Annotated in this window: 12 protein-coding genes and 1 pseudogene; 8 read left to right on the top strand and 5 right to left on the bottom strand. The window is 67.5% G+C overall.

Annotated features, from left to right (window positions below; genetic code table 11):
- Window positions 1–227: 227 nt before the first annotated feature.
- Complete coding sequence (locus H0I39_RS11520) at window positions 228–704, bottom strand: glycine zipper domain-containing protein (RefSeq protein WP_180550569.1); 477 nt, start codon at window positions 702–704, stop codon at window positions 228–230.
- A 265-nt stretch (window positions 705–969) separates the two neighbouring features.
- Window positions 970–1,767 carry an exodeoxyribonuclease III gene (locus H0I39_RS11515; protein WP_180550568.1) on the bottom strand — a complete coding sequence of 266 codons (798 nt, stop codon included), beginning with the start codon at window positions 1,765–1,767 and terminating at the stop codon, window positions 970–972.
- Between the two features lie 13 nt (window positions 1,768–1,780).
- Here H0I39_RS11515 and pyrE point away from each other — a divergent pair, with 13 nt between their 5' ends.
- Both pyrE and H0I39_RS11505 read left to right on the top strand, forming a co-directional pair.
- Window positions 1,781–2,467: an orotate phosphoribosyltransferase gene (gene pyrE, locus H0I39_RS11510; RefSeq protein ID WP_180550567.1), complete on the top strand. Its 687-nt coding sequence runs from the start codon at window positions 1,781–1,783 to the stop codon at window positions 2,465–2,467.
- A gap of 29 nt (window positions 2,468–2,496) precedes the next feature.
- Window positions 2,497–3,168, top strand: coding sequence for a DUF4124 domain-containing protein (locus H0I39_RS11505; RefSeq protein ID WP_308645838.1), 672 nt, complete (start codon window positions 2,497–2,499; stop codon window positions 3,166–3,168).
- Window positions 3,169–3,235: 67 nt separating this feature from the next.
- Here H0I39_RS11505 and gatB read toward each other — a convergent pair whose 3' ends face one another.
- Genes gatB through gatC form a run of 3 tightly spaced genes read right to left on the bottom strand, consistent with a single transcriptional unit; the run spans window position 3,236 to window position 6,476 of the window.
- A complete protein-coding gene (gene gatB, locus H0I39_RS11500; RefSeq protein ID WP_180550565.1) occupies window positions 3,236–4,693 on the bottom strand; it encodes an Asp-tRNA(Asn)/Glu-tRNA(Gln) amidotransferase subunit GatB in 1,458 nt (485 codons plus the stop codon).
- A gap of 17 nt (window positions 4,694–4,710) precedes the next feature.
- The gene (gatA, locus tag H0I39_RS11495; RefSeq protein WP_180550564.1) at window positions 4,711–6,174 is read right to left on the bottom strand and encodes an Asp-tRNA(Asn)/Glu-tRNA(Gln) amidotransferase subunit GatA; all 1,464 of its coding nucleotides are present in this window, start codon (window positions 6,172–6,174) and stop codon (window positions 4,711–4,713) included.
- 2 nt (window positions 6,175–6,176) lie between these two features.
- Window positions 6,177–6,476 carry an Asp-tRNA(Asn)/Glu-tRNA(Gln) amidotransferase subunit GatC gene (gene gatC / locus H0I39_RS11490; RefSeq protein ID WP_180550563.1) on the bottom strand — a complete coding sequence of 100 codons (300 nt, stop codon included), beginning with the start codon at window positions 6,474–6,476 and terminating at the stop codon, window positions 6,177–6,179.
- A 203-nt stretch (window positions 6,477–6,679) separates the two neighbouring features.
- Here gatC and H0I39_RS11485 point away from each other — a divergent pair, with 203 nt between their 5' ends.
- The 6 genes and pseudogenes from H0I39_RS11485 (at window position 6,680) to H0I39_RS11465 (ending at window position 13,568) form a co-directional block, all read left to right on the top strand.
- The gene (locus tag H0I39_RS11485) at window positions 6,680–7,723 is read left to right on the top strand and encodes a rod shape-determining protein (protein ID WP_180550562.1); all 1,044 of its coding nucleotides are present in this window, start codon (window positions 6,680–6,682) and stop codon (window positions 7,721–7,723) included.
- A 255-nt stretch (window positions 7,724–7,978) separates the two neighbouring features.
- Window positions 7,979–8,800 carry a rod shape-determining protein MreC gene (gene mreC / locus H0I39_RS11480; RefSeq protein ID WP_307776815.1) on the top strand — a complete coding sequence of 274 codons (822 nt, stop codon included), beginning with the start codon at window positions 7,979–7,981 and terminating at the stop codon, window positions 8,798–8,800.
- Window positions 8,797–8,976: a hypothetical protein gene (locus H0I39_RS23340; RefSeq protein ID WP_307776814.1), complete on the top strand. Its 180-nt coding sequence runs from the start codon at window positions 8,797–8,799 to the stop codon at window positions 8,974–8,976. The genes mreC and H0I39_RS23340 overlap by 4 nt, the downstream gene beginning before the upstream one ends.
- On the top strand, window positions 8,973–9,491 hold the full coding sequence (mreD, locus tag H0I39_RS11475; RefSeq protein ID WP_180550561.1) for a rod shape-determining protein MreD: 519 nt from the start codon (window positions 8,973–8,975) through the stop codon (window positions 9,489–9,491). Before H0I39_RS23340 ends, mreD begins: the two co-directional genes overlap by 4 nt.
- A 337-nt stretch (window positions 9,492–9,828) precedes the next feature.
- Window positions 9,829–11,780 (top strand): annotated as a pseudogene (gene mrdA, locus H0I39_RS11470) (penicillin-binding protein 2).
- Between the two features lie 249 nt (window positions 11,781–12,029).
- Window positions 12,030–13,568, top strand: coding sequence for a catalase (locus H0I39_RS11465; protein ID WP_180550560.1), 1,539 nt, complete (start codon window positions 12,030–12,032; stop codon window positions 13,566–13,568).
- Window positions 13,569–13,822: the final 254 nt, after the last annotated feature.

Genomic DNA, 13,822 nt, shown 5'->3' with positions numbered 1-13,822 from the left:
CCGCTCGCCCTGCCGGGCGCGCGGCGCAACGGACCGGCCTTGGACGCCGATGCGCAGGCGCTGGCATGGCACGCGATGGCAGCGTGCGCCTTGGCGCACGTAGGCAGAGCCACCATATACTCCCCATATAGATAGCCTGCAGCGCCCGTCAATCAAGCGCCGGAGACATATACTCCCACAATCAACGACATGGCGCACGCTGCGCCATGCCCGCGAACGGGCCGCCCTCAGACCGCGCCGCGATCGCGCTGGGCGCGCTCCCACGCGGCGCGGGCCGCCGGGCTGGCCTCGGGCCAGGTCAGGCGCGATTCACCGCGGTAGATATCCCAGTCGCGCGCCAGGTCGGCCTCGTACTCGTCGAACGGGCGGCCGCGGTACTTCTCGGCCAGCGTGCTGCCCATGCCCACGCCGTAGGCCGGCGCGTAGTCGTCGTAGGTGTAGCCGTCGCGGTAGTAGGGCTCGCTCACGTAGCGGTCGCGCCAGTAGGCGTCTTCCACCGTAGGATCGATGGCTTCGGCCGTGGCCTTGCCGGCCAGGCCGCCGGCCACCGCGCCGATCACGGCCCCCAGCGCCGTGCCCAGCGGGCCCACCACGCTGCCGATGGCCGCGCCGGTGGCGCCGCCCGCGGCAGCGCCCACGCCGGTACCCACGGGGTGGGCGCCCGGTGCGCCGGTCAGGGGATCTCGGTTTGCGTCGTTCGTCATGGTCTGAATCCTTTGAAGTCTGTGCATCTGCCAACGAGATGCTGGAATCAGGTTAGGGCACGCGCCGGCCCGAGGCTGTAGGACAGGCGTTGCCGCCCACGTCGGCCGATGTGTTTGAACGCGGTGCATAGCGGCCGGATGGGCCACGCTTGTGGATGCGTGCTTGCCCGCGATGCGGCACTTGCGGCGACGGATGCGCTGGCATCGCGGGCCAGCCCGCTCCACAGCAGGTCAGGGCACGCCACCGTGCGCCGCAAAACAGCCTTCAGACGACCCGCATGGCGTAGTCGATGGTGATCGGCGCGTGGTCGCTGAACTTCTGGTCCTTGTAGATCGCCGCCGTGCGCGCGGCCTCGGCGATGGCGGGGGTGGCCAGGTGGTAGTCCAGCCGCCAGCCCACGTTCTTGGCGTAGGCCTGGCCGCGGTTGCTCCACCACGTGTACGACTCACCCGTCGCCTCTGGGTGCAGGCGGCGGTACACGTCGACCAGGTTCAGTTCGTCGATGACCTTGGTGACCCAGGCGCGCTCTTCGGGCAGAAAGCCGCTGTTCTTCTGGTTGCTCTTCCAGTTCTTCAGGTCGATTTCCTGGTGCGCCACGTTCACGTCGCCGCACAGCACGAACTCGCGCTCGGCCTTCAGGCGGTGCAGCACGGGGTAGAACTCGGCCAGGAAGCGGTACTTGGCCTCCTGCCGCTCGGGGCCGGACGAGCCGCTGGGAAAGTAGCAGCTGATGACGGAGAACTTGCGCGAGGGCGTGTCAAACCGCGTCTCCAGGTAGCGGCCCTCCTCGTCGAACTCGGGCGAGCCGTAGCCGGCGATCACCTCGCTGGGCTCATGCCGCGTGTAGATGCCCACGCCCGAATAGCCCTTCTTGGCCGTGGCCAGGTGAAAGTGGCCGCGCATGCCGGCCAGGATCTCGAAGCGGCCTTCGATGTCAGGCATCTGGGCCTTGATCTCCTGCACGCAAATACAATCCGGCGCGTGTTGCTCCAGCCAGGCTTCCACGCCCTTGGTGGCGGCAGAGCGGATGCCATTGAGGTTGAGGCTGGTGAGCTTGAACAAAGGGGTATCTCCAATGAACGGACCACAGGCGGCCAGCGGCGAGCGCGACCAGCTGGCGCAGGATTTCGTGCAATTCGCCATCGAAAGCGGCGTGCTGCGCTTCGGCGAATTCAAGACCAAGGCGGGGCGCATGAGCCCCTATTTCTTCAACGCCGGCCTGTTCGACGACGGGGCCAAGCTGGGCCGGCTGGCGCAATTCTATGCCCGCGCCCTGCTGGCCTCGGGCATCGAGTTCGACGTACTCTTCGGCCCGGCCTACAAGGGCATTCCGCTGGGCGCGGCGGTGGCGGTGGAACTGGCGCGCCTGGGCGTGAACAAGCCCTTTGCCTACAACCGCAAGGAGGCCAAGGACCACGGCGAAGGCGGCACGCTGGTGGGCGCGCCGCTGAAAGGCCGCGTGCTGATCGTGGACGACGTGATCTCGGCCGGCACCGCGGTGCGCGAGTCGATCGCGCTGATCCAGGCCGCCGGCGCCACGCCGCACGCGGTGGCGATCGCGCTGGATCGTCAGGAGAAAGCAACCGAGAACGGCGAAGATGTTTCCTGGTCGGCCGTGCAATATGTCCGCGATACGCTGGGTTTGCAGGTGTGCGCCATCGCCAACCTGGCCCAGTTATTGCAGCACCTGTCCAAGACTGACAATTTTTGTACTCATTTTGAAGCCGTGTCGGCCTACCGGGCCCGGTACGGCGTTGATTGAAGGCAATGATCTTTTCCGCTCGTCGATTCGTGGTGAATGCGCTGCCGGCCATCGGCCTGGCGGCCGCTGTGCTGGGTGGGGCGCCGGCGTGGGCGCAGGCCGGCAAGCAGGGTGCCGCGGGCGGCATCTATACCTGCATCGACGCGCACGGCCGCCGGCTGACGTCGGACCGTCCCATCCTGTCCTGCATCGACCGCGAGCAGCGCGAGCTGAACAGCAGCGGTACCACGCGCCGCGTCATCCCGCCGACGCTGACCGCCGCCGAGCGCGAGGCGCGCGAAGCCCGCGAGCGCGAGCTTGCCATCGAGCGCCAGCGCGCGCAGAACATCATCCGGCGTGATCAGGCGCTGATCACCCGCTACCCCGACAAGGCCGCCCACGACGCGGGGCGTGCGGAAGCTTTGTCGCAGACGCAGATCGTGGTCGACGCCGCCGAGGCGCGCCTTGCCGAGCTGGCCAAGGAACGCAAGGCGCTGGACGATGAGATGGAGTTCTACAGGAAGGACCCGTCGAAGGCGCCCGCCAAGGTGCGCCGCGGCATCGAGGACAACGCCCAGGCCGTGGAGGCGCAGCGCCGCGCCATCGCCGGCCAGCAGGACGAGCGCAACCGCATCAACGCGCGCTTCGACGAGGAAGCCGCGCGCCTGCAGCAGCTGTGGCAAGCCCGGGCCGACCATGCGGCCGGCAGCGCCAAGCGCTGATTTCAAGCCAAATCAGCCTCCAGCGCCCGCCCACCGGGCGCTGATAGCTATATTTATTGCAGCAAACTCAGCCGCCCAGCTTGCTGCGCAGCAGCTCATTCACCTGCGCCGGGTTGGCCTTGCCCTTGCTGGCCTTCATGACCTGGCCGACCAGCGCATTGAAGGCCTTGTCCTTGCCGGCCTTGAACTGCGCCACGTTGTCCGGGTTGGCGGCGATGACCTCGTCGACGATCTTTTCCAGCGCGCCGGTGTCATTCATCTGCTTGAGGCCCTTGGCCTCGATGACGGCGTCGACCTCGCTCGCCTCGCCATTCCACAGCGCCTCGAACACCTGGCGCGCGGCGGCGTTGCTGATGGTGCCGTCCTGGATGCGGCCGATCAGCGCGGCCAGTTGCGCCGTCGACACCTTGGCGGCCTCGATGCCGATCTCCTCGGCGTTCAGCCGCTTGGAGATTTCGCCCATCACCCAGTTGCTGGCCAGCTTGGGCTGGCCGCTGGCGTTGGCGGCGGCTTCAAAGTAAGCACCCATCGCCGGCGTCTGCGTCAGCGTGGTGGCGTCGTACTCGGGCAGGCCGTAGTCGGCCACGAAGCGCTCGGCCATCCTGCGCGGCAATTCGGGCATCTGCGCCCGCGTGTTCTCGATCCATTGCTCTGAAATGCAGAGCGGCGGCAAATCGGGATCAGGGAAGTAGCGGTAGTCGGCGCTGTCTTCCTTGCTGCGCATGGCGCGCGTCTCGCCCGTGTCGGGGTCGAACAGCACGGTGGCCTGCTGGATCTTGTGGCCGTCTTCCAGCTGCTCGATCTGCCAGCGGATCTCGTAGTCGATGGCCTGCTGCATGAACCGGAAGCTGTTCAGGTTCTTGATCTCGCGCCGCGTGCCCAGCGGCTGGCCCGGCTTGCGCACGCTGACGTTGGCGTCGCAGCGGAAGCTGCCCTCCTGCATGTTGCCGTCGCACACGCCGATCCAGGTGACGATCTTGTGCAGCTCCTTCGCATACGCCACCGCTTCTTCGCTGCTGCGCATGTCGGGTTCGGTCACGATCTCGAGCAGGGGCGTGCCGGCGCGGTTCAGGTCGATGCCGCTCATGCCGTGGTAGTCCTCGTGCAGCGACTTGCCGGCGTCTTCTTCGAGGTGGGCTCGCACGAGCCTGACGACTTTGCGCACCGTCTGCTTGTCTTCTTCCACGAAGAACGACACCTCGCCGCCCTGCACCACCGGAATCTCGAACTGGCTGATCTGGTAGCCCTTGGGCAGATCGGGGTAGAAGTAGTTCTTGCGGGCAAAAATGCTGCGCGGCGCAATGTGGGAGCCGAGGGCCAATCCCAATTTGATAGCACACTGCACCGCTTCGCGGTTCATCACCGGCAGCGCGCCGGGCAGCGCCAGATCGACCGCGCTGGCCTGCGTGTTGGGTGCCGCACCGAAGGCGGTGGCGGCACGGCTGAAGATCTTGCTTTGCGTTTGCAGCTGGGCGTGCGTCTCGAAGCCGATCACGACTTCGTAGCCCTGGATAAGTTTGCTCATGTCGATCACGCCCCTCTTCAAATGCCCTGGGGCTTCTTCGTGTGCCAGTCCGTCGCCTGCTGCAGTCGGTGCGCCACGTTCAGCAGCCTGGACTCCTGCAGGTAGTTGCCGATGAGTTGCAGGCCCACGGGCATGCCGCCGGCGCCGAAGCCGGCCGGCACGCTCATGGCCGGCAGGCCGGCGAGTGACGCGGACAGTGTGTAGATGTCGGCCAGGTAGTCGGCCAAGGGGTCGTCGCAGCAGGCGCCGATGCCGCGCGCCACCGTGGGCGCCACCGGGCCGGCGATGACGTCGCACTGCTGGAAGGCGCGCTGCAGATCGTCGGCGATCATGCGGCGGATCTTCTGCGCCTGCAGGTAGTAGGCGTCGTAGTAGCCGTGGCTCAGCACGTAGGTGCCGGTGATGATGCGGCGCTTGACCTCGTCGCCGAAGCCTTCGGCGCGGGTCTTGCAGTACATGTCGATCAGGTCGGTGTAGTGGCTGGCGCGGTGACCGTAGCGCACGCCGTCGAAACGCGACAGGTTGGAGCTGGCCTCGGCCGGGCTGATGATGTAGTAGACCGGGATCGAGAGCTGCGTGCGCGGTAATGAAATATCGACCAGTTGGGCGCCCAGCTTCTGCAGTTCGGCCAGCGCGCCATCCACGGCAGTGCGCACGTCGTCGGCCAGACCGCCTGTGAAGAACTCCTTGGGCACGCCGATGCGCAGGCCGTCCAGGCGCTCGTTCAGCGCGCGCGTGAAGTCTTCGGCCGGCACGTCGAGCGAGGTGGAGTCGCGGTCCGGATCAGGGCCGCACATGGCGGACAGCAGCAGCGCGCAGTCCTCGGCCGTGCGTGCCATCGGGCCGGCCTGGTCCAGGCTGGAGGCGTAGGCAATCATCCCGTAGCGCGAGGCGCGGCCGTAGGTCGGCTTGATGCCGGTGAGGTTGCAGAACGCGGACGGCTGGCGGATCGAGCCGCCGGTGTCGGTGCCGGTGGCGGCGGGCGCCAGGCGCGCGGCCACGGCGGCCGCGCTGCCGCCCGACGAGCCGCCCGGCGTGCGGCTGGTGTCCCACGGGTTGTGCGCCTGGCCATAGGCCGAGGTCTCGTTGGCCGAACCCATGGCGAACTCGTCGCAGTTGAGCTTGCCCAGGCACACCATGCCGGACTCGGCCAGTTTGCGCGTGACCGTGCTCTCGAAAGGCGAGCGGTAGCCGGCCAGCATCTTCGAGCCGGCGGTAGTCGGGAAATCGGTGGTGACGAACACGTCCTTGTGCGCCACCGGCACGCCGGCCAGCGGCGGCGCGTCACCGGCGGCGATCCGCGCATCGACCGCGCGCGCCTGCGCCAGGGTGGCGTCGTCGTTCATCGCCAGGTAGGCGCCGAGTGGGGTGTGCGCCTTGGCGCGCGCCAGGAAGTGCTGCGCCGCCTCGACGGCGGACAACTCACGCGACTTCAGCTTGGCGGCCATCTGGGCCACCGTCAGGTCATGCAGGGCGCTCATACTTATTCGATCACTTTCGGCACCAGGTACAGGCCGTCCTCGACCGCCGGGGCGCTGCGCTGGTTGGCTTCGCGCTGGTCGGGCTCGCTGGCCACGTCTTCGCGCAGGCGCAGCTGCACGTCCTGGATGGCGGCGATGGGCTGCGTGAGCGGCTCGACGCCCTGCGTGTCCACCGCGCACATGGCTTCGACGATGCCGAAGAAGTCGTTCAGCCGGGTGAGCATTCGCTCACTTTCGTCGGCACTCAGTTCGAGCCGCGCCAGATGCGCGATGCGCCCGATATCGTCAGATGTCAAAGCCATGAAAAAGACACTGGAAAGCAGATGTAAATTTGAACTTTCGACCTCATGCCGATGAAGGGCGTGAGAGAGCGATGCGGTATTATCCCGCCTTTGGTGTAACGGCCCTGAAACGGGCCGTATTTGCACGAAATCACGCTTAATTCGCATCGAATCACGGGGTTGCGGCGTCTGGTGCGCGCGCGCGGCCCGTCAAAGGACACTTCATGTTTGGAGCTTTTCGTCGGTATTTCTCCACCGACCTGGCCATCGATCTCGGCACCGCCAACACCCTGATCTACGTGCGCGACAAAGGCATCGTGCTGGACGAGCCCTCGGTGGTCGCCATCCGCCACGAGGGCGGCCCGCAGGGCAAGAAGAGCATCCAGGCCGTGGGCAGCGAGGCCAAGGCCATGCTGGGCAAGGTGCCGGGCAACATCGAGGCCATCCGCCCGATGAAGGACGGCGTGATCGCCGACTTCACCGTCACCGAGCAGATGCTCAAGCAGTTCATCAAGATGGTGCACCCGCGCGGCCTGTTCAAGCCGAGCCCGCGCATCATCATCTGCGTGCCCTGCGGCTCCACGCAGGTCGAGCGCCGCGCCATCCGCGAGTCGGCCCTGGGCGCGGGTGCATCCGAGGTGTACCTGATCGAGGAGCCGATGGCCGCCGCCATCGGCGCCGGCCTGCCCGTCAGCGAGGCCAGCGGCTCGATGGTGGTCGACATTGGCGGCGGCACCACCGAGGTGGGCGTCATCAGCCTGGGCGGCATGGTCTACAAGGGCAGCGCGCGCGTGGGCGGCGACAAGTTCGACGACGCCATCATCAACTACATTCGCCGCAACTACGGCATGCTGATCGGCGACCCGACGGCCGAGCTGATCAAGAAGGAAATCGGCAGCGCCTTTCCCGGCAGCGAAGTGCGCGAGATGGAGGTCAAGGGCCGCAACCTCAGCGAAGGCGTGCCGCGCAGCTTCACCATCAGCAGCAACGAGATTCTGGAAGCGCTGACCGAGCCGTTGAACAACATCGTCTCGGAAGTGAAGAAGGCGCTGGAGGAAACGCCGCCCGAGCTGGGCGCCGACATCGCCGAGCGTGGCATGATGCTGACCGGCGGCGGCGCCCTGCTGCGCGACCTGGAGCGCCTGCTGGCCGAAGAAACCGGCCTGCCCGTGCTGGTGGCCGAAGAGCCCTTGACCTGCGTGGTGCGCGGCTGCGGCCTGGCGCTGGAGCGCATGGAGCGGCTGGGCAACATCTTCACGAATGAATAGGCCCACCCTGTGGCGCTGCGCGCCTTCCCTCAAGGGGACAACGCCAGTGGCCGGTACAAGCCCGGCCACGGCGTTCCATGGTGGCCTGCTCCGCGGCCTTCTGAAAGGGCTGGCTGCGCAGCCTCGAGGCAGGCGCGGCTGATGGCTTCAGGTGGTTGCCGGCTTGGGCACAAATAGTCACCCGGCGCAGGCGCAACCAGCGGATAATGCTCTTGTTTTGGTAGTGAATTCTCCCGTGTCGCCGCGTTGACGCCCATGCCGCTCGAAACCCTCGACCGCTCGCCGCCGCCCTTCTTCAAGCAAGGGCCGTCGGCGCTGTCGCAGTTGGTGTTCTTCAGCGCGCTGGCGCTGTTCCTGATGGTGGCGGATGCGCGCTTCCAGATCGTGCAGCCGCTGCGCGCCGTGATCGCCACGGTGCTGTACCCGGCACAGTGGCTGGCGCTGCAGCCGGTGCAGATGGTGCAGACCGGCCTGGGCTACCTGACCGACCTGAAGACCGCCCGCGTGACCGAGGAAGCCGCGCGCGTGAAGCTGGCCGAGCAATCGCAGCGCGCCGGCCAGGTGGAGCAGCTGCTGCTGGAGAACGAGCGCCTGCGCCAGCTGCTGGGCCTGCGCGAGCGCCTGCAGGTGGCCAGCGTGGCGGCGCAGGTGCTGTACGACGCCACCGACCCCTACAGCCGCCGCGTGGTGATCGGCAAGGGGCAGTTGCAGGGCATCGAGCCGGGCTCGCCAGTGATGGACGAATCGGGCGTGCTGGGCCAGGTGACGCGCGTGTACCCCTTCGTCAGCGAGATCACGCTGCTGATCGACCGCGAGCAGGTGATTCCGGTGATGAACACGCGCACCGGCACGCGCGCCGTGGCGTACGGCGATCCGTCGCCGCGCGGCGGCATGATGGAGTTGCGCTACATGGCCGTGACCGAGGACGTGAAGGAAGGCGATCTGCTGGCCACCAGCGGCGTCGACGGCGTCTACCCGCCGGGGCTGCCGGTGGCGCGCGTGGTGTCGGTCGACCGGCGCAGCGACACCTCGTTCACCCGCATCCAGTGCGCGCCGCTGGCAAGCTGCAGGGCGTGACGCACGTGATGGTGCTGGCCCCGGTGACCCGCCAGGTGCCGCAGGATGCCGACGGCAACCCGCAGCAGGTGGCGGCTGCGGCGCCGGCATCGGCCCCTGCTTCGGCGGCCTCGCCGGCGCGGCCCGCGTCGGCACCGCCCGCGCGCCGCGCCGCGGCACAGGGGGCGCGCCGATGATCATGCCGCGCGGTCAGCAGTTGCTGCTGCCGGCCAGCCCCGCCTTCATCTGGGGCAGCCTGCTGGTGGCGCTGATGCTCAACCTGCTGCCGCTGGGGCGCGTGCTGTGGATGCCCGACTTCCTGGCGGTGGTGCTGGTGTTCTGGAACGTGCACCAGCCGCGCCGCGTCGGGCTGCTGGCGGCCTTCCTGTTCGGGCTGGCGCTGGACGTGCACCAGGCCTCGCTGCTGGGCCAGCACGCGCTGGCCTACACGGTGCTGATCTACTGCGCCATCATGATCCACCGGCGCATCCTGTGGTTCTCGGTGCCGGGGCAGGCGCTGCAGCTGCTGCCCTTGTTCGCGCTGGCCCACGCCATTACCATTTTGCTGCGCCTGATCGGCGGCGCCATGTTCCCCGGCTGGCAGGTGCTGCTGGGGCCGGTGCTGGAGGCCGCGCTGTGGCCCATCGTTGCCGTGCTGCTGCTGGCACCGCAGCGCCGCGCGCCGAACCCGGATGCCAACCGGCCGCTGTGAGGGAGTCGGAATGAAACTCTCTTGCATCGCCTACCCAATAAGCGCAAGCAGCTATTGCTTTAATAGTTTCTGCGAGATCATTCCGCAGCGCGTCAGTGACGGCAGTTGCGCCGCCATGACCAGTGACAGCTGTCGGCGATGGGCCCGGCCACGCCCCACCATTGCCGCATCGCGGCCAAGGCCGCTCCCACAGCCGATGCAATTGCCGCGCCAAATCAAAGGGCCGCGGAGCAGGCCATGCCAGCGATCGCCGTGGCCTCATCTACACCGGCCACTGGCGATGTCCCCCTCGCGCAGCAGAGGGGGCGCGTCAGCGCCTCAGGGGTGTCACCCAATGATGACCGAGATCCGCAACCTCGAAGCCGAGCTGATGCGCTTTCGCCTGCGGCTGGGCGTGGTGGCGCTGGTGGTGCTGCTGGGCTTCGGCCTGCTGGCCTGGCGGCTGTACCACCTGCAGGTGCTGCGCCACGACGAGCTGGCGCAGCGCGCCGAGACCAACCGCACGGCGGTGGTGCCCATCGTGCCGCACCGCGGCGAAATCCTCGACCGCAACGGCGTGGTGCTGGCCACCAACTACCGCGCCTACACGCTGGAGATCACGCCCTCGCGCCTGGGCCGCCCCGTCAGCGAGGCGATCGACGCCGTGGCGCAGGTGGTCGAGGTCACGCCGCGCGACCGGCGGCGCTTTCAGCGCCTGCTGGAAGATTCGCGCAACTTCGAGTCGCTGCCGATCCGCATGCGCCTCTCGGACGAGGAGGTGGCGCGCTTCGCCGCCCAGCGCTACCGCTTTCCGGGCGTCGAGATCAAGGCGCGCCTGTTCCGCACCTACCCGCTGGGCGAAACCGGCGCGCACGTGGTGGGCTACATCGGCCGCATCAACCAGCGCGAAAAGGAGCGCATCGAGGATTCCGACGACGCCGCCAACTACCGCGGCACCGACTACATCGGCAAGCTGGGCGTGGAGAGCAGCTACGAGAAGGTGCTGCACGGCACCACCGGCGTCGAGCAGATGGAGACCTCGGCCGGCGGCTACGCGGTGCGGCGGCTGGCCAGCCACCCGGCCACGCCGGGCGATTCGGTGCGGCTGTCGATCGACATCCACCTGCAGCAGCTGGTGGAGCAGATGTACGGCGAGCGCCGCGGCGCGCTGGTGGCCATCGACCCGCAGAACGGCGAAGTCCTGGCCTTCGTCAGCAAGCCCACCTACGACCCCAACCTGTTCGTCGAAGGCATCGACCACGAGACCTGGGACGAGTTGAACAACTCCATCGACAAGCCGCTGCTGAACCGCGCGCTGCGCGGACCTACCCGCCCGGCTCCACCTACAAGCCCTTCATGGCGCTGGCCGCGCTGGAAACCGGCAAGCGCACCACCGGCACCACCATCATGGACGGCGGCTCATGGACCTTCGCCGGCCACACCTTCCGCTCGGGCCACGCGCTGGGCGCGGTCGACCTGCACCGCAGCATCGTCAAGTCGAGCAACGTGTACTACTACATGCTGGCCAACGACATGGGCGTGAACCTGATCCACGACTTCATGAAGCCGCTGGGCTTCGGCCAGGTCACCGGCATCGACATTCCGGGCGAGACGCGTGGCGTGCTGCCCTCCACCGACTGGAAGCGCCGCACCTACAAGCGGCCCGAGCAGCAGCGCTGGTACGCGGGCGAAACCATCTCGCTCGGCATCGGGCAGGGCTACAACAACTTCACCATGCTGCAGCTGGCCAGCGCCACCGCCACGGTGGCTGCCGGCGGCGTGCACCACACGCCGCACCTGGTGAAGGCGCAGCAGGACGCCATCAGCCTGCAGGTGAAGGAGCTGCCGCAGCCGCCCGGCCAGTCGATGGGCTACAAGCCCGATCACGTGGCGGCCGTCAAGCGCGGCATGGTGGGCGTGACGCTGGAGGGCACCTCGCGCGGCGTGTTTGCCGGCGCGCCCTACCTGTCGGGCGGCAAGACGGGCACGGCGCAGGCCGTCAGCATCGGCCAGAAGAGCCGCTACAACGCCGCCAAGCTGGCCGAGCACCAGCGCGACCACTCGCTCTACATCGCCTTCGCCCCGGCCGACAACCCGCGCATCGCCGTGGCCGCCATCGTCGAGAACGCCGGCTTTGGCGCCGCCCACGCCGCGCCGCTGGTGCGCCGGGTGATGGACTACTGGCTGGCCGGCGTGTACCCCAGCGAGGCCGACATCGCCGCCCTGCAGCGCGGCCAGGCCACCGCCCCCATCGGCACGCCGCGGCGCGTGGCCGACGTGGTCGGGCAGGCGGGCGCACTGGCACCCTGACACGCGCCGGCCCGTGCGGGCCCAGGGCGCGGGCCGCCACCTTCCGGCGCACACCCGGCCTTGTCCTGCACACGGCAGGCCACCCCTGACGTAAGCTGTGCCAGGCCGTCGCTTTGCCACACCATGCCCTCAGGCTATGAAGTCAATAAATACTATTGACTTTGACGTGCCATAAACACTATTTATCATTTGACTGCCGGCCGCCGATGCCGGCCTTCAGCCCTCTCCGACCGCCCGAAAGGACCCCCGATGACCGACAACGCCAAGAAGTGCCCCGTGACCCACCTGACCACCGACTTCGGTGCCCCGGTGCCCACCAATCGCGACAGCCTGACCGCCGGCCCGCGCGGCCCGCTGCTGGCGCAGGACGTGTGGCTGCAGGAGAAACTGGCCGGCTTCGTGCGCGAGGTGGTGCCTGAGCGTCGCATGCACGCCAAGGGCTCGGGTGCCTTCGGCACCTTCACCGTGACGAACGACATCACGAAATACACGCGCGCCAAAATCTTCAGCGAAGTCGGCAAGAAGACCGAGATGTTCGCCCGCTTCACCACCGTGGCCGGCGAGCGCGGCGCCGCCGACGCCGAGCGCGACATCCGCGGCTTCGCTCTGAAGTTCTATACCGAAGAGGGCAACTGGGACATGGTGGGCAACAACACGCCCGTGTTCTTCATCCGCGACCCGCGCCAGTTCCCCGACCTGAACAAGGCCGTCAAGCGCGACCCCAAGACCAACCTGCGCAGCAAGCGCAACAACTGGGACTGGTGGACGCTGATCCCCGAGGCGCTGCACCAGGTGACCATCGTGATGAGCGACCGCGGCATCCCGAAAAGCTACCGCCACATGCACGGCTTCAGCTCGCACACCTACAGCTTCTGGAACGCGCAGGGCGAGCGTTTCTGGGTCAAGATGCACTTCCGCACCCAGCAGGGCATCCAGAACCTGACCAACGCCGAGGCCGCCGAGGTGGTGGGCCAGGACCGCGAAAGCAACCAGAAAGACCTGTTCGAGGCCATCGAGCGCGGCGACTTCCCCAAGTGGAAGATGTACATCCAGGTGATGCCCGAGGCCGAGGCCGAGCAGTACCGCCTGCACCCGTTCGATTTGACCAAGGTCTGGTACAAGGGCGACTACCCGCTGATCGAAGTCGGCGAGTTCGAGCTGAACCGCAACCCCGAGAACTTCTTTGCCGACGTCGAGCAAAGCGCCTTCGCGCCCGGCAACCTGGTGCCCGGCATCGGCGCCAGCCCCGACCGCATGCTGCAATCGCGCCTGTTCAACTACGCCGACGCGCAGCGCTACCGCCTGGGCACCAACTACCAGCAGATTCCGGTGAACAAGGCGCGCTGCCCGGTGCACAGCAACCACCGCGACGGCATTGGCCGCGTCGACGGCAACTACGGCGCCCTGCCGCACTACGAGCCCAACAGCTTCGGCCAGTGGCAGGCGCAGCCCGAGTTTGCCGAGCCGCCGCTCAAGATCACCGGCAACGCCCAGCACTGGAGCTTCCACGAGAACGACAGCAACTACTTCGAGCAACCCGGCAAGCTGTTCCGCCTGATGACACCCGCGCAGCAGCAGGCGCTGTTCGACAACACCGCCGCCGACATGAACGCCGACGGCACCGTGCCCGACTTCATCAAGTTCCGCCACATCCGCAACTGCCACGCGGCCGACCCGGCCTACGGCGCCGGCGTGGCCAAGGCGCTGGGGATCGATCTGGACAAGGCGCTGGCCTCGAAGCAGGACGACCCGATGTTCGGCAACCCGCTGGTGGCCTTGCCGGCATGAGTGTTTTTTAAGTCAAAAGGGCTTGAGCGCTTGCTGCACAAGCGTAGACAGCTACATTATTCATAGCAATCACCCCTGAAAAAGCCTTGGCACCCGCCAAGGCTTTTTCTCCGCCCGCCCCTGCCCTGCTGGCGCCCTCAGGCAAGAACACGTCCTGGGGTGATCTCCTCGGAGAGAAGCTGGCGGTTGCCCCAGCCTCGATGCACCCGGCCCCAGATGGGCTATAAGGTCCATGGCGGTGCCGAGATCACCGC

Origin of the sequence: Ottowia beijingensis, assembly GCF_013423955.1 — a bacterium.
Lineage (GTDB): Bacteria > Pseudomonadota > Gammaproteobacteria > Burkholderiales > Burkholderiaceae_C > Ottowia > Ottowia beijingensis.
The sequence above is the reverse complement of the archived record's forward strand: the minus strand, read 5'-3'. Positions and strand labels throughout refer to the sequence as shown.